Raw genomic sequence first — 15,867 nt, 5'->3', positions numbered from 1 at the left:
AGGATGATTTGTATGCGTATTCTTTTCATGGGAACCCCTGATTTTGCGGTTCCCATTTTACGTAGTTTAGTAGAACAGAATTATGATGTGGTTGGTGTGGTAACGCAGCCTGACCGCCCTAAGGGTCGAAAACAGCTCCTTACGCCCTCGCCGGTCAAGGTAGAAGCTTTGCAGCATCATATCCCTGTTTTTCAACCAGAACGGATTAAGGATGAAGAAGAATTGGCGCAACTTGCCAAGCTCCAGCCCGATCTTCTTATCACAGCAGCCTATGGACAGATCCTACCACAGGTCTTGTTAGATCTACCTACCTATGGAGCGATTAATGTACATGCCTCCCTCCTTCCCCAATATCGAGGTGGTGCCCCTATTCATCAGGCTATCATCGATGGACAATCAAAGTCTGGTGTAACCATCATGTACATGGTGAAGAAGATGGACGCAGGAGATATATTAGCCCAGGTTGAGGTCCCTATTTTGGAAATGGATCATGTGGGTAGCATGCACGATAAACTGAGTGTTGCAGGTGCCCAATTACTCCTTGAGACCATCCCTCCGCTGATACGAGGAGAGATAACGCCGGTTCAACAGGATGAGACGAAGGTGACCTATGCTTACAATATTCAGCGTGAGCAAGAACGAATCGATTGGACGCAATCCAATGTGGCAGTATACAATCAAATCCGCGGCCTCCATCCATGGCCTGTAGCCTATACCCTCTTTGCTCAGCAGGTATTCAAGATTTGGTGGGGAGAAAAGGTTAATGAAACATCTCAACAGAAGCCAGGTACGATTCTCTCGTTGGATGAAGGTATTCTTGTCCAAACAGGAGATGGTGCTATTCGTATTACCGATCTGCAACCAGCGGGAAAAAAACGGATGTGCGCAACCGATTATCTGAACGGGGCAGGAGCCTATTTGAAGGTGGGAATGCAATTTGAATCGTAAACAGAGTGTACGTGAGTTTGTACTTCAGACCTTGAATCGAGTGGATGAAGGGGAAGCCTATGCGAATCTGGAATCGCACGCCGTTCTCGAGCATGCGTCATTGTCATCACGAGATGCAGGCTTATACACAGAGCTTGTCTACGGTACAATTCAAAGGCAGAATACTTTGGACTATTACATTCAGCAATTTGTTGTGGCAAAGCAATGGCGAAAGATGGAATCTTGGGTACGCAACCTGGTACGCATGAGTATTTATCAATTGCAATATCTCAATAAGATTCCAGCTCATGCGGTGATCAATGAAGCAGTAGAATTAGCGAAACGCTATGGCCATCCAGGAACCGCATCCTTCGTCAATGCGGTCCTCCGTAATGTTACTCGTCACCCAGAACGCCTCGCCATTCCAGACACCCTTCCCAAGTCAGAACGGATTGCTCTCGAAACGTCTCATCCTACCTGGATGATTGAATGCTGGCTTGAGCAATATGGAGAAGCGGAGACCTATCGGATAGCTGAGGCGAATCTGCGCCGAGCTCATCAGCATGTTCGGGTGAATCTACTACGAACCACTCGGGAAGAAGTGGCTACGCAGCTGGAGCAGGAAGGGTTTACCGTTGAACCTTCCCCTTACCTGCCTGAAGGGCTACGAATTTTACGCGGTGGCAGCGTAGCGCGGAGCACTTCATTTCGGCAGGGTTATTGTACAATCCAAGATGAGAACGCGATGCTTGTGGCCCAGCTTCTGCAACCTCTACCAGGTTCGAAAGTATTAGATGCCTGTGCGGCTCCAGGTGGAAAAACAGGACATCTTGCTGAGCTCATGGAGAATCGCGGTGAGGTTATTGCTGTTGATCTCCATCCCCATAAGCGACAGTTAATTGCTGAGCAGATGGAACGTCTACAGCTTACCATTGTGCAGCCCCATGCAGGGGATGTGCGTACCATGCTTAAAGAGCTTGATCAAACCTTTGACTTCATACTTTTAGATGCTCCATGCTCTGGTCTAGGTGTATTGCGGAGAAAACCAGAGATCAAGTGGCGGAAGCAGGAGGAGGAGATCCTACAATTAGCACAGTTACAGCTTGAATTATTAGAAGCAGTAGCAAATTATCTCAAACCAGGGGGCTTTCTTGTCTATAGTACTTGTACCATCATGCCTCAAGAGAATGAGGCGGTGGTAGCCCAATTTTTGAACAGCCATGAGAATTTTAAAGGAGTTCCACCTACCTCAATGGTTTTTAAGGATTTACCTGCCTGTAGCGATGCGAAATTGGGTAGTCTATTAGTATTACCTTATCTTACCGATGGAGACGGTTTCTTTATGGCAAGGATACAGCGCCGTGGGTAATGGGAATAAATCAACTAGGACATAGGGGAGTTTTCTGTGATAGAATAAGGAAAAATTCCCCTTGCAAAAAGGATGGATGATGATGAAACCATGGATCTATGACCTCACCTACCAGCAGCTGGAGGAGTGGTTACAAGGAGAAGGGGAGCCCAAGTATCGTGCTCAGCAAATCTATGAATGGCTATATGTGAAACGCATCTTAGATTTTTCAGAGATGAGTAACCTTTCCAAAGCATTACGGGCAAAATTGGAGCATAATTTTCAGATAGGACAACTTCCCATCTTAACGAAGCAACAATCCAGTGATGGAACGATTAAATTTCTCTTTCAGCTTAGCGATGGTCACGCCATTGAAACAGTCATCATGCGCCACGAATATGGCAATTCAATCTGTGTTACGACTCAAGTGGGCTGTCGCATTGGCTGTACCTTCTGTGCTTCTACACTAGGTGGTATGATACGTAATCTGAGTGCTGGTGAAATTGTGGCCCAGCTTGTCACTGCCCAATCCTGGCTTGATCAAGAGGATGCTCGGGTAAGCCATGTGGTTGTTATGGGGATTGGTGAACCATTTGATAACTATGATAATCTCATGAACTTCATCCGAATTATCAATGATACCCGAGGATTAAAGATCGGGCAACGTCATATTACGGTCTCCACTAGCGGTATTATTCCGAAGATCTATCAATTTGCCGATGAAGGGCTACAGGTGACCTTGGCCATTTCCTTGCATGCTCCTCTTTCCCAATTACGGACGCAGATCATGCCAATTAATCGTGCGTATCCCTTAGAAAAGCTGATGGAGGCTTGTCTTTACTATGTTGAGAAGACAGGGCGGCGTATTTCATTTGAATATGCCTTGCTCGGTGGTGTGAATGATTCTATCTACCATGCAGAACGTTTAGCGGATCTCCTCGAAGGCCTTAAATGCCATGTGAATTTAATACCAGTCAATGAGGTGGAAGAGCGGGATTATGTTCGTACACCTCGTAATAAGATCTTTGATTTCTTGCACACCTTGGAGGACCGCGGGATCTCTGTAACGATCCGCCGCGAACAAGGCAGTGATATTGCTGCTGCGTGTGGACAATTACGTGCTCAATATGATCGAGCAAAGGAGTGATGCCATCCATGGAGGGGGCTTTACAATCCCACACTGGTTGTGTAAGAACGATCAATGAAGACTCTGGTTATTTCTATCAATCTCCCCAAGGTTGGACCTTGGCCATTGTAGCTGATGGTGTTGGCGGACACCAAGCAGGTGAGGTGGCCAGTCAGATGGCGGTAGAACTAATCCAAGAATGGTTAAAAGCTTCACAAGATGAGGAGCTGGATCAAGCTTCGATGGAGAAGAGAATTCGCGAAGCCATCCAAAATGCCAATGAGAAGATCTATTCATATGCCAATGAACATGAGAACTGCCGTGGTATGGGGACGACGGTTGTTTTGGCATGCTTATATGATGAGCGTTGTTCCATCGCTCATATTGGCGATAGTCGTGTCTATATTTATCGCGATCATCACTTACATCAGATTACAGAGGATCATTCTCTGGTCAATGAACTACTCCGTTCTGGCCAAATTAATGAGGAGGAAGCCTTCCATCATCCTCAACGAAATATTATTACCCGTGCTTTAGGTACGGAGGCGATCATTGAGGTGGAGTTGCAGACCATTTCTACTGACGAGCTCCAATCCATCCTATTATGCTCCGATGGACTTAGTGATATGGTTCCATTTAAACGTATTGAAGAAATCATCTCCATGGGGGGCTCAGTGGAGGAACGGGTAGCTCTCCTTATTCAAGAAGGATTGAATGCTGGTGGAGATGATAACATTACAGCATTATTAATAGATTGTGGAGGCTCGCAGGAGAAGGAGGGGAGTAAGCCATGATCGGACAATGTCTTGGACAGCGCTATGATGTATTAGAACGGATCGGCGGTGGAGGGATGGCCATTGTCTATCGTGGCTATGATCGCCTTTTGGGGAGGGAAGTAGCCATTAAGGTCTTACGTCCCCAATTTGCGTCGGATGATGAATTTAAAAAACGTTTTTTTCGTGAGGCGCAAGCAGCTGCTAGCTTATCCCATCCCAATGTGGTCAATATCTATGATGTAGGTGAAGTTCCTGGGGAAGAGATTCATTATATTGTCATGGAGTATGTAGATGGCTACACCTTGAAGGAGTATATTCAACAGAAGGGACATCTATCTGATGATGAGGCCGTACCCATCGCCATCAAGATCTGCGATGCACTAGTACATGCCCATCAGCGTCAATTAATCCACCGTGATATTAAGCCTCACAATATTTTAATCGGCAAGGATGGGCGGATTAAGGTTACTGACTTTGGGATTGCACGTGCAGCAACAGCTGCAACCATTACTCATACGAATACTCTTATGGGCTCAGTTCACTATCTATCACCTGAGCAAGCACGTGGTGGCATGACCGGTGAAAAGTCTGATCTTTATTCCCTAGGAGTCGTTCTTTACGAAATGGTAACAGGAGAGCTTCCCTTTTCAGGTGATTCACCGATCACTGTGGCTCTTCAGCATTTACAGGCACCATTTAAGGAACCGCGGGAGATTAATCCAGATATCCGCCAAAGCGTGGAGAATGTAATTCTCAAGGCCTTGGTTAAGAATCCAGCTTATCGCTATCAATCGGCGCAAGAGATGCTAGATGATCTACGAACGGTGTTGGCTCCCTCAAGACGGAATGAAGAGAAGTTTCTACTACCGGAAATGGATGATGAGGAAACCAAGATTCTTCCGAACTGGCGCCAAGAGTTGAACGCCCATCTAAGTTCCTCCTCTTCTTTCGGGAGAATCCAGAGCAATGACTCAGAGAATGCAGATGATCAGATTGACGAAGATCGTGGGCATGGAGGGCGAAAATCTTGGGTAAAGCCTGCAATCTGGGTAGGCTCCATCCTGGTGGTCATCGTTCTTCTCCTTATCATGGGGCAATGGATCAAAGCGAAGTTATGGGTTCCTGAAGTGGAGGTACCTTCTGTGGATCAGTTGGAACTAGAGGAAGCATTGAGCCTTCTCGATGATCATCATTTGCTCCCTAAGGTTGTGGAAGAAAATGATAATCTAGTGGAAGAGAATCATATCATTCGTCAAGATCCTCAACCAGGCACTTCGGTTAAAGAAAATACAGAGGTATTACTTGTTGTAAGCAAAGGGAAAAAAGCGTTTGATATGCCAAGTCTTGTAGGAATGCAAGAGAAACAAGCTATTGCACTCTTGGATGGATATAAATCTTATGATGTAAAACATGAAGTGCGTCGTGATATTCCTGTGGGGCAGGTATTTGCTCAAGACCCAGGCCCTAATGTGAAGGTGGTCCCTAGTGAGCAGAACGTGGTTCTCTATGTAAGTGAAGGTGAGAAGGTCGTAGAGATGCCAGAGCTAATGGGACTCACTGTGCCTGAAGCAGAGGCACTGCTATTGGAAAGAAATCTAGAAGTTGGCGATATTCATGAACAACCTAGTTACCTGGAGAAGGGCAAAGTGTTTAAAATGGCGCCCTATGAATCAGGTGAAGAAGTGGATGTAGGCAGTAAGGTGAACCTATGGGTCAGTAGTGGTTACCCAAGTGATGCACAGGTAATCGTTAAAAACATTACAGTCAATCCAACTCACGAAGGAGCGACGATTGTGAATATCCTCGTTCGTGATGCAAGAGGGATGGAAATTTATGCTGTAAGTGAACAATCGATTGATTCTCCTACTGTCTTTCCCATTGAATTAGTACTATCTCCACAAAAAAATGCAACCATTACCACCTATTTAGATGGTAGTGAAGCAGAGGTTATGATGGTAGAGTATACAGGTCAATGAGGAGTGAAGGTATTGAAGGAGGCAATTGGGTGGAAACATGGAATGGACTGATTACAAGAAGTCAAGGTGGTTTTTATGAGGTAACGTTCAACGACCGCTGTCGCTCCATCTTATGCCGGGCACGAGGGCGCTTCAAAAAAGATCAGATTGTACCCTTAGTAGGGGATCGGGTTCATGTTCAACAGACGACAGAGCATGAAGGTGTGATTGAAGCCATTGCTCCTCGTACTTCAAAGCTGATCCGCCCCCTTGTAGCCAATCTCACGCAAGCCATGCTCATTTTTTCGATGAAGCAGCCAACCTTCAATCCCGTCTTACTAGATCGGATTCTGATTCACATGGAGGAAGCGAGTATTCGCTCTTTCATTGTGTTAACGAAGATCGATCTTTGTGAAGATGAGGGAGAGATCACGCATTGGAAAGAGCTCTATGAATCGCTGGGCTATCCTGTCTTTCTCTCGAGCATTCAGTTGGATAAAAATAATTTTATACCCATCAAAGAACGACTTCAGGGGGAAATGACAGCGGTGGCTGGTCAATCAGGTGTGGGAAAATCCACTTTACTAAATCGTCTTTTTCCAACCTTACAATTAGAAACATCGGCCATTAGCCAAAAGCTCCAACGAGGACGTCATACCACAAGGCATGTCCAATTATATCCTGTTGAGGAGAGTGGATGGATCGCTGATACACCAGGCTTTAGCTCCCTGGATCTTCCTGTGATGGAACCCTGGATGCTATCCAACTACTTTATTGAGATGCAGCCTTGGAATGAGCTATGCAAATTTCGTCAATGTCTTCATGATCACGAGCCAGATTGTGCGATTAAAGCACGTGTGGCGCGCGGTGAAATAAGTGTAGAGCGTTATGAACGATATCTACAATTTCTTCAAGAGATAAAAGATCAGTATCAACGGAGGTATTGAAATGATAAAGATTGCCCCATCCATTTTATCAGCTGACTTTGCTAATTTAGCTGCAGAGGTACATGACGTAGAGGAAGCTGGAGCTGACTGGATTCATGTGGACGTCATGGATGGCCATTTTGTTCCCAATATCACCTTAGGCCCCGTGGTAGTGGAAGCAATTCGTAGCCATACATCATTAAAAATGGATGTTCATTTAATGATTGAGGAACCCGATCGCTATGTTTCAGAGTTTGTGAAAGCTGGAGCTGATCTACTCACCGTTCATCAAGAAGCATGTCCTCATCTACATCGAACCATCTATCATATTAAGGAGGAAGGCATTAAGGTAGGTGTAGCCATCAATCCAGCAACTCCGCTGGCGATGATTGAACCGATTTTATATGATGTTGATTTAGTCTTGATTATGAGTGTAAACCCAGGCTTTGGCGGGCAACGATTTATCCCACACGTAGCAGGAAAGATTGCTGCATTACATCAATGGTGTAAGGAGAAAGGAAAGGAACTACATATTGAGGTGGACGGAGGAATTAATCCAACTACAGCTTCTACTGTAATCGCTGCAGGAGCTGATGTTCTCGTTGCAGGCTCAGCCATCTTCGGTCAAGTGAATCGAAAGGAAGCGATTCGTCTCATTCGAGGTGAAGCGTGATGCAGATCGCCATCGTGAGCGGAGGAGAGCTAGAGCTTCCTCTCATTGCAGAGATTGAAGCAAATCAATTAATTATCGCTTGTGATCAAGGGGCTGCACGACTTCTGCAGCATCATGTAGTCCCCCATCACTGTGTGGGAGACTTTGATTCTTTGTCTCAGCAGGATTTTCAACTGTTACAAGAGCTATCTACCATCATCGAGCGTTTTCCTCCAGAGAAAGATTATACAGATACGGAGTTAGCATTAAATTGGGCTTTCCAGCAAGTACCTGAGCGGATTACGATTTTTGCGGGGATTGGTACGCGCCTAGATCACAGCTTGGCCAATCTTTATCTATTGGTTCAAGGATACAAAAAAAAAATTCCTACCTTTCTGCGGACACTTCATAGTGAAGCAACGGTTCTGGGACCAGGTGAATACCAGCTTCAACGACGTGAGCAGTTCCCTTTTATCTCCTTCCTTCCTGTTACACCAACGGTGGAAGGCGTAGACTTAGAAGGGTTTCGCTATCCTTTATCACAGGCTACCTTCCGACTAGGTGAAACCTTAGGGATTAGCAATGAACTGATAGATAAGACGGGAACCCTGCGCTTTCAAACAGGATATCTATTTGCAATCTTTAGTAGAGATTAGAAGAATTATGTGCAACTTTTTGGGCTTGGTGAATATACATAGGATTGAGAATCGATGAGCAGGCAGGTCACCAAAAGTAGAGGGATGTTGTCCACCCCTTTCTGCATACAGTGGATGTGAAGGGTTGTGGCATGAAGGAGGAGAAGGGCTTGCGCTTTTATACAATTAAACTACCTCGCTTTTTAAGTGGCGTTGTGAAGGCCATGATGAGCATGTTCGCTAGGCGCAAATAGGAATGAAAAAAAGCACCATCTAGGTGCTTTTTTTCATTTTTATCAGTAATTAAACACGTTCTACTAAACCTTTTTTCAAAGCCTTTGTGCTTACATAGACACGTTTTGGCTTTCCATCCACTAAAATACGGACTTTTTGAAGGTTTGCATTCCATTTCCGTTTTGTGGCGTTCAATGCTTTGCTGCGTTGATTACCGGAGCCAGCTTTTTTGCCTGTAACGTAACATACGCGTGCCATGTCTCCACCTCCTTAGCGAGTAGCGCATTACAAAATCATAAGGTATACAAATACTTTAGAAGTATATCATAACATAGCGTAACCTTCAATAACCGGTCAAATTCCCCCTTTCTCTTTCATTTATGGTTATGATAGTGTAAAATTGTCCTTAATGTAGGAATACGTAAGGAGGTCATCTCATGAGTCTCAATTTAAAAAATGATTTGGGCACGATTATGGTAGATGATAATGTTGTCGCCATGATTGCTGGTCGCGCTACGCTTGATTGCTATGGCTTAGTGGGAATGGTTTCACGGAATGCATTAAAAGATGGGATTATTGACTTGTTAGGGCGTGAAAATATTTCCAAGGGTGTAGAGGTCCGCAAAGTTGGTGAAGAGACACATGTGGATATTTATGTAATTGTTGCTTATGGAACCAAGATATCTGAAGTAGCCAATAATGTTCAATCAACTGTTAAATATACTTTGGAAAATACCTTAGGCTATAAAGTAGATGTTGTAAATATCTTTGTACAAGGGGTACGTGTGGTAAACGCGTAATACGTAAGGAGGAAATATTGTGACACATCAGAGAATTGATGGCTATCTATTCACGCAAATGATGACAGCTGCAGCGCAAAATTTAAAAAGCAATGTAGCTAAAGTTGATGCGTTGAATGTTTTTCCTGTGCCTGATGGGGATACAGGTACCAATATGAATCTAACCTTAACCTCAGGAGTTAAGGAGATGCAGAGCAAACAGGAGGCCCATGTTGGTAGAACAGCGAAAGCTTTGGCAAAAGGCTTGCTTATGGGTGCACGCGGAAACTCTGGCGTAATTCTTTCTCAGCTTTTTCGTGGCTTTGCAAAGCATGTAGAACAGCTTGAAGAGTTAGATTCTCACCAATTTGCTGATGCGCTGCAGCAAGGAATTGAAACCGCGTATCAAGCAGTGATGAAGCCCGTTGAAGGAACGATCTTAACGGTTGCAAAAGATGCAGCAAAAGAGGCCAAGCTCCGAGCTCGTTATGTAGCCAATATGAATCAGCTCATGGAAGAAGTATTGGAAGCTGCTAAGGTATCGCTCAAGAATACACCTAATCTTTTGCCTGTTTTAAAGCAGGTAGGTGTTGTAGACTCAGGTGGTCAGGGATTAGTCTTCATTTACGAAGGGATGCTATCTACTCTGCTTGGTCAACAGTTATCAGTGAATGAAGAAGCGATAAATGTGGATTATCATGATGCAGTCGATGAGACACATCATGCACAAGTACACTTTAATACAGAAGATATTGTATATGGCTATTGCACAGAAATCATGGTGGAATTAGACCATTCTGGGAAGTTTAAAGCCTTCTCTGAAGCACTTTTCCGTCAGGAATTGAATGAACATGGGGACTCCTTACTCGTTGCAGCAGATGATGAACTAGTCAAGGTGCATATTCATACAGAGCACCCTGGTGAGATTATGAATCTAGGTCAACAATATGGCGACCTCGTCAAGATTAAAGTGGAGAATATGCGGATTCAACATACAGAGATCCTTGCAGCAGAGATTGAAGAAGCTACTGCCCATCATGCTGAGCTGGAGCCTGCAGTAATAACTGATCATTCTTCCTATGTGATTGCAGTGGCAGCAGGAAAAGGAATGGAACAGATTTTTAAGAGCCTTGGTGTGGATTATGTACTACAGGGTGGTCAAACTATGAACCCTAGTACTGAGGATTTCCTCAAAGTAATTGAAGATAGTCATGCGGAATATGTTATTATTCTTCCTAATAACTCCAATATTATTATGGCAGCAGATCAAGCAGCAGAGCTAGCAGAGATCCCTGTCGCTGTTGTAAAGAGCAAGACCATTCCACAGGGGATGACAGCGATGCTATCCTTTAATGGAGATGCGAGCCTCGAAGAGAATCAAGATGCAATGAATAGCGCTCTCTTCAATGTAAAGTCAGGTCAAATTACCACTGCTGTACGAGATTCTAATCTCAATGATGTGGAAATTCATGAGGGTGACTTTATTAGTATTATGGAGAAGGAAATCGTACATTCTTCATCAACACGATTGGAAGCACTCCGTGCACTGTTACAAGCGATGATCAGTGAAGATGATGAAGTGATTACATTAATCTATGGTGAAGATGTGACGGAGGACGAGCTCCAGGAAGCTGAAAAGCTGCTGGAAGAAGAATATCCGAGCTTTGAATATGAAGTACATGCAGGAGATCAACCGGTTTATCATTTTATTGTTTCTGTTGAATAAGATGTAGACAAAAAGGTTGTGAAGGAAGGTGTCGCCCGATGACACGCATCTGTATTGTCACAGATGATACAGCCGATTTGTCACCATCATTGCTGAAGTATTACAATATTAACATGATCTCCCTTCAAGATAATCGACCTAAAAAAGCGTGGACGCAGGATTTTTCCACGCTTTTTTTATCGAATGAGGACGAGAAAATTAGAAGATTATTACCTCATAGTTCAGTAGGTTCAATTGTTGCATTATATCAAAAAATTGCTGAGGAGCATCCTGAAAGTATCATCCTTTCACTCCATCTTTCCTCCCGCTTAAGCAGGCTAGTCCAGCAGGCGATGCTTGCCCAAAATATCGTGAAGCAACGGATGAAAGTGGTGGTTGTTGATACATTAACCACTTCTTGTGCTTTAGGATACTTGGTGTTAGAAGCTGCGAAAGCGGTTCAGCAAGGTGCTACCCTAGGTGAACTTCTCAAGCTCATTGAAGAAGTACAGGCCCGTCTTCAACTTCATCTTTTTCCCATGCATTCCTTGCAAATTTCTGCAGGAGTTACTTCTTCCCCAATACCGCGTTTTCTGCTTCACCTCATCGGCTATAAGCAGGTTTTGGGTTGTGATCCACTAGGGAACTTGGTGTTAGATGAGTGGTGTTGGCAGTGGAAGGAACCTACTGCTTGGTTTCTGAATTTTTTGCAAACAGCTTATCCGAAGTCCCAGCTACTCTATGTGAGTTACGGACAAGATGCAGATCTAGGAAAATGTTTAGCACTTACTTTACCTCAGTTTCCCTTAAATCCACATCTTGCTCGCATGCTAGGTAAGCAAAGTCTGGCTGTCCTCTCCATGACTTAGGGATACCCTGTGGTCAGTATGTTCAAATATTGTTCCATATGGTACATTAACAACATAGAATGCTATATAAAGAACGTATTCGTGAATACGCTTACATAAAAAGAAAGGATTGGGTATAATGGCAAAATATCGATCGGTTTTTGATATTATCGGTCCGATTATGATTGGACCATCAAGCTCTCATACAGCTGGAGCAGCTCGCATTGGCCGAGTGGCTCGCCATATTTTTGGTAATCAACCAGACAAGGCGATCATCACTTTGTACGGTTCATTTGCCCAAACCTATCGTGGTCATGGAACTGATGTGGCTATCGTAGGCGGTCTGCTCAATTTTGATACAGATGATGACCGAATTCCTCAGTCATTACAGTTGGCAGAAGAATTGGGAATGGCTGTTACATTCTTCACCTCTGACGATGTCCCGACACATCCAAATACAGCTCGTATTCGTTTAGTAAAAGGTGAACGAGCCCTTGAGGTGGTCGGAATCTCCGTGGGCGGTGGAAAAATTGAGATTGTGGAAGTGAATGGATTCGAACTGGAGTTCACTGGTGAAAATGCCGCGTTATTAGTTCTTCATGAGGATCGTTTCGGGATGATCGCTAAGGTTTGTACCATCTTAGCCAATCATGAGATCAATATTGGTCAGATGAAGGTGGCGCGCAAGGAGAAGGGTAAAGAAGCGATGATGTTAATTGAAGTGGATCAAAATATGGATGAATCACTGCTTCGTGAAATTGAAGAGATTCCATATATTCGCGGCGTTTGCCGGATCGAAGAGTAAAGGAGGAGCGCGATGAAGTTCCGCACAGTTGCTGAATTAGTGGAGTTAGCCGAAACAGAACAGCGAACCATTGCTGAAGTGATGCTGAAGGCAGAGATGTCGATCTCACAGAAATCTGCTGATGAGATCTATGATGAAATGTACCGTTCATTAGATATTATGGAGAAGGCGTTAGAGCGCAGTGAAAAAGAGGAGATTCGTTCCACAAGTGGGCTGACAGGCGGAGATGCTCGGAAGCTATCTCGTTATATGGAGGGCGGACAGTATCTATCTGGAGATATTCTCATGGATGCTGTTCGTAAGGCGATCGGAACCAACGAGGTGAATGCTGCCATGGGAACCATTGTGGCAACACCTACTGCAGGCTCATGTGGCATTGTTCCAGGCACGCTCTTCGCTGTGAAAGAACGATTTCATCCCTCCCGTAAGGAGATGGCTGATTATTTATTAACTGCTGGAGCCTTTGGTTATGTGATTGCCAATAATGCGTTTATCGCAGGAGCCACAGGTGGATGTCAGGCAGAGACGGGCTCAGCAGCGGCTATGGCGGCAGGAGCCATTGTGGAGATGGCTGGAGGCACACCCTTCCAGGCTTCCCATGCCATGGCCATTGCCCTAAAAAATGTGCTAGGATTAGTTTGTGATCCTGTTGCAGGATTGGTGGAAGTTCCCTGTGTGAAGCGTAATGCAATTGGTGCAGCCAATGCTATTGTCTCAGCGGATATGGCCCTTGCAGGTATTACCAGTGTCATCCCTCCTGATGAAGTGATACTAGCCATGTACCGAATTGGTCTTCAGATGCCTCATGCTTTAAAAGAGACAGCGCTAGGAGGATTAGCTGCTACACCAACGGGGATCAAACTTCAACGCCAAATATTTGGTCAGAAATCGGAGTAGGAGTAGATGTTTCATGGATCCATGGAGTCTTCCACTCACTCAGCTATCTGGAGTTGGTGAGGAGAGGGCGAAAGATTTTGCCCAATTAGGTGTAGAGAGTATCGGTGCTTTATTCTATTACTTTCCCATTCGTTATGAGGATTTTCGCCTGCGTGATCTTACAGAGATTCAGCATGGTGAAAAGGCGACGATTCGTGCAACCATCTATGGGTTGCCCACTGTACAATACTACGGAAGAAAAAAATCACGGCTTACCTGCCGCCTGGTCTCTGGCCCCCATGTGGTGACTGCAGTGTGGTTTAACCGACCATATGTGAAGGAGCAATTGGTGCCAGGTAAGGAGATTACCATTACTGGAACCTGGGACATGCATCGACTTCAAGTCAATGTAGAGAAGCATCGCTTCGCCACACCCAAGGCTGATCAAGCTCTAGAGCCGGTCTATCGAGTAACAGGTTCATTAAGTCAAACCTTTCTTCGTAAAATAATTCGGCAGAGTTTCCAGCAGTATGGAGCCCATCTGGAGGAAATTCTCCCAGCCTCCTTACTGCTGAAATATCGGTTAGCATCACGTTGGGATGCCCTGCGTTGGATGCACTTCCCTCAGGATCTTCGACAGGGCTCATGGGCCCGCCGTCGTCTAGCATATGAAGAACTCTTTCTTTTTCAATTGAAGATGCAGGCTTTTCGCATGAAGCAAAGGCGTGAGCTCGGAGGCATCACGCAAGTTTTTCCGCAAGATCAGGTGGAGCAATTTATTGAGAGATTACCCTTTACTCTCACTGGTGCGCAGCAACGTGTGGTGGTGGAGATCTTAAAGGATATGGCTTCTCCTTTTCAAATGAATCGTCTCCTTCAAGGCGATGTGGGCTCAGGTAAAACCCTTGTGGCCGCCATTGCACTTTATGCATCCGTATTGGCAGGTTATCAGGGTGCATTGATGGTACCTACAGAGATCTTGGCCAATCAACATCTTCAGTCCTTACAGGAGCTACTCGCTCCCTATGACATTGAGGTGGTTCTCCTTACAGGTAGCTTACCATCGCGACAACGTCGGGATATTCTTGCCCAAATTCAGCTTGGCTTTGCCCAAGTGGTAGTGGGCACCCATGCGCTTATTCAAGAGGATGTTACTTTTCAGCGCTTAGGCTTGGTGATCACCGATGAGCAGCACCGTTTCGGTGTTGAACAACGGAGAATACTCCGCGCGAAGGGCTGGTTACCAGATACGCTCTTTATGACAGCAACGCCCATTCCACGGACCATGGCCATCACTGCTTTTGGAGATATGGATATTTCGCGGATTGATGAAATGCCAGCTGGACGCAAAGAGGTAGAGACATACTGGGTAAAGCCTCAGTTGCTAGAGCGCATTCTACGCTTTGTCGCAAAAGAAGTGGCGAAGGGTCATCAAGCCTATGTGATCGCTCCTCTCATCGAAGAATCAGACAAGCTGGATGTTCAAAATGTCCTAGATCTATATCAAACCATTACACAGTATCTACCTCATTTAACCGTTGACATCATGCATGGACGCTTAAAAAATGAGGAGCAGGATCGTGTGATGGAGGAATTCACAGCTGGTAGGACGCAGGTTCTAGTATCTACCACCGTTGTTGAAGTAGGTGTGAATGTGCCCAATGCTACGGTGATGGTGATCTATGATGCCGATCGTTTTGGACTCGCACAGCTCCATCAATTGCGGGGACGGGTGGGACGAGGAGATGATCAATCCTACTGTATTCTCATCGCTGACCCCAAGGGTGAGGTGGGTAAAGAACGGATGCGGATCATGGCAGAGATTCAAGATGGTTTTATCCTTGCAGAGAAAGACCTTGAGCTTCGTGGTCCTGGTGATTACTTTGGAAAAAAACAAAGTGGCCTTCCTGATTTTCTCGTGGCAGATCTGAGCCGGGACACGACGATGTTGGAATATGCCCGTGGGGATGTGGAGCAATTTGTTCGTCAGGAGCAGTTTTGGCAAGGTCAATTAGAGCCTCAGCTCCTTCAGTGGCTTGAGAGGAAGGGAATCTTCTCAGAGCAGCTCTTGGATTAAAAAAATCCCATAGGGCAGATCCCTATGGGTACTTAATGCAAAGCATTAAGTATAATGGAAAATAATGGGAGAGGAGAAACCGGAGGAAGAGCTTATGGGGAAACGTAAGTCTTCTCCGCGGTTGTAACAACATTTAGCATGTTGTTACTCCTATTATCTACAAGGAGTAAGAAAAATATACTCCTTTTTCTTATTTGC

At 45.0% G+C, this 15,867-nt stretch carries 16 protein-coding genes; 15 read left to right on the top strand and 1 reads right to left on the bottom strand.

Features of this window, described 5'->3' with window-relative positions; translation table 11 throughout:
• The first annotated feature begins 12 nt into the window (after positions 1-12).
• The 9 genes from fmt (at position 13) to spoVM (ending at position 8,599) form a co-directional block, all read left to right on the top strand.
• Positions 13-948 carry a methionyl-tRNA formyltransferase gene (gene fmt / locus BN1691_RS12735; protein WP_048602553.1) on the top strand — a complete coding sequence of 312 codons (936 nt, stop codon included), beginning with the start codon at positions 13-15 and terminating at the stop codon, positions 946-948.
• On the top strand, positions 938-2,296 hold the full coding sequence (rsmB, locus tag BN1691_RS12730; RefSeq protein ID WP_048602552.1) for a 16S rRNA (cytosine(967)-C(5))-methyltransferase RsmB: 1,359 nt from the start codon (positions 938-940) through the stop codon (positions 2,294-2,296). The genes fmt and rsmB overlap by 11 nt, the downstream gene beginning before the upstream one ends.
• Positions 2,297-2,378: 82 nt before the next feature.
• Positions 2,379-3,422, top strand: a complete 1,044-nt coding sequence (gene rlmN / locus BN1691_RS12725) for a dual-specificity RNA methyltransferase RlmN (protein WP_390621644.1) — start codon at positions 2,379-2,381, stop codon at positions 3,420-3,422.
• Positions 3,423-3,430: 8 nt separating this feature from the next.
• Positions 3,431-4,195, top strand: a complete 765-nt coding sequence (locus BN1691_RS12720) for a Stp1/IreP family PP2C-type Ser/Thr phosphatase (protein ID WP_048602850.1) — start codon at positions 3,431-3,433, stop codon at positions 4,193-4,195.
• Complete coding sequence (gene pknB / locus BN1691_RS12715) at positions 4,192-6,153, top strand: Stk1 family PASTA domain-containing Ser/Thr kinase (protein ID WP_048602551.1); 1,962 nt, start codon at positions 4,192-4,194, stop codon at positions 6,151-6,153. Before BN1691_RS12720 ends, pknB begins: the two co-directional genes overlap by 4 nt.
• Before the next feature lie 29 nt (positions 6,154-6,182).
• Positions 6,183-7,079, top strand: coding sequence for a ribosome small subunit-dependent GTPase A (gene rsgA, locus BN1691_RS12710; protein ID WP_231638411.1), 897 nt, complete (start codon positions 6,183-6,185; stop codon positions 7,077-7,079).
• A 1-nt stretch (position 7,080) separates the two neighbouring features.
• Entirely contained in the window at positions 7,081-7,731 is a 651-nt protein-coding gene (gene rpe, locus BN1691_RS12705; protein WP_048602549.1) for a ribulose-phosphate 3-epimerase, read from the top strand.
• The gene (locus tag BN1691_RS12700) at positions 7,731-8,366 is read left to right on the top strand and encodes a thiamine diphosphokinase (RefSeq protein ID WP_048602548.1); all 636 of its coding nucleotides are present in this window, start codon (positions 7,731-7,733) and stop codon (positions 8,364-8,366) included. The genes rpe and BN1691_RS12700 overlap by 1 nt, the downstream gene beginning before the upstream one ends.
• 131 nt (positions 8,367-8,497) lie before the next feature.
• Positions 8,498-8,599, top strand: coding sequence for a stage V sporulation protein SpoVM (gene spoVM / locus BN1691_RS14215; protein WP_076850191.1), 102 nt, complete (start codon positions 8,498-8,500; stop codon positions 8,597-8,599).
• A 49-nt stretch (positions 8,600-8,648) separates the two neighbouring features.
• On the opposite strand, the gene rpmB is transcribed toward spoVM, so the two are convergent.
• Complete coding sequence (rpmB, locus tag BN1691_RS12695; protein ID WP_048602547.1) at positions 8,649-8,837, bottom strand: 50S ribosomal protein L28; 189 nt, start codon at positions 8,835-8,837, stop codon at positions 8,649-8,651.
• Between the two features lie 179 nt (positions 8,838-9,016).
• Here rpmB and BN1691_RS12690 point away from each other — a divergent pair, with 179 nt between their 5' ends.
• From BN1691_RS12690 to recG, 6 genes are all read left to right on the top strand, one after another.
• The gene (locus tag BN1691_RS12690; RefSeq protein WP_048602546.1) at positions 9,017-9,379 is read left to right on the top strand and encodes an Asp23/Gls24 family envelope stress response protein; all 363 of its coding nucleotides are present in this window, start codon (positions 9,017-9,019) and stop codon (positions 9,377-9,379) included.
• A 19-nt stretch (positions 9,380-9,398) separates the two neighbouring features.
• Positions 9,399-11,084, top strand: a complete 1,686-nt coding sequence (locus BN1691_RS12685) for a DAK2 domain-containing protein (protein ID WP_048602545.1) — start codon at positions 9,399-9,401, stop codon at positions 11,082-11,084.
• 38 nt (positions 11,085-11,122) lie between these two features.
• Positions 11,123-11,932 (top strand): DegV family protein, encoded by an 810-nt coding sequence (locus BN1691_RS12680; RefSeq protein ID WP_048602544.1) that lies wholly within the window; start codon positions 11,123-11,125, stop codon positions 11,930-11,932.
• A gap of 118 nt (positions 11,933-12,050) precedes the next feature.
• Positions 12,051-12,716, top strand: a complete 666-nt coding sequence (sdaAB, locus tag BN1691_RS12675) for an L-serine ammonia-lyase, iron-sulfur-dependent subunit beta (protein ID WP_048602543.1) — start codon at positions 12,051-12,053, stop codon at positions 12,714-12,716.
• Between the two features lie 12 nt (positions 12,717-12,728).
• On the top strand, positions 12,729-13,613 hold the full coding sequence (gene sdaAA, locus BN1691_RS12670) for an L-serine ammonia-lyase, iron-sulfur-dependent, subunit alpha (RefSeq protein WP_048602542.1): 885 nt from the start codon (positions 12,729-12,731) through the stop codon (positions 13,611-13,613).
• 13 nt (positions 13,614-13,626) lie between these two features.
• Positions 13,627-15,669: an ATP-dependent DNA helicase RecG gene (gene recG, locus BN1691_RS12665; RefSeq protein WP_048602541.1), complete on the top strand. Its 2,043-nt coding sequence runs from the start codon at positions 13,627-13,629 to the stop codon at positions 15,667-15,669.
• The last annotated feature ends 198 nt before the right edge of the window (positions 15,670-15,867 follow it).

The organism is Rubeoparvulum massiliense, assembly GCF_001049895.1.
Lineage (GTDB): Bacteria > Bacillota > Bacilli > Rubeoparvulales > Rubeoparvulaceae > Rubeoparvulum > Rubeoparvulum massiliense.
The sequence above is the reverse complement of the archived record's forward strand: the minus strand, read 5'-3'. Positions and strand labels throughout refer to the sequence as shown.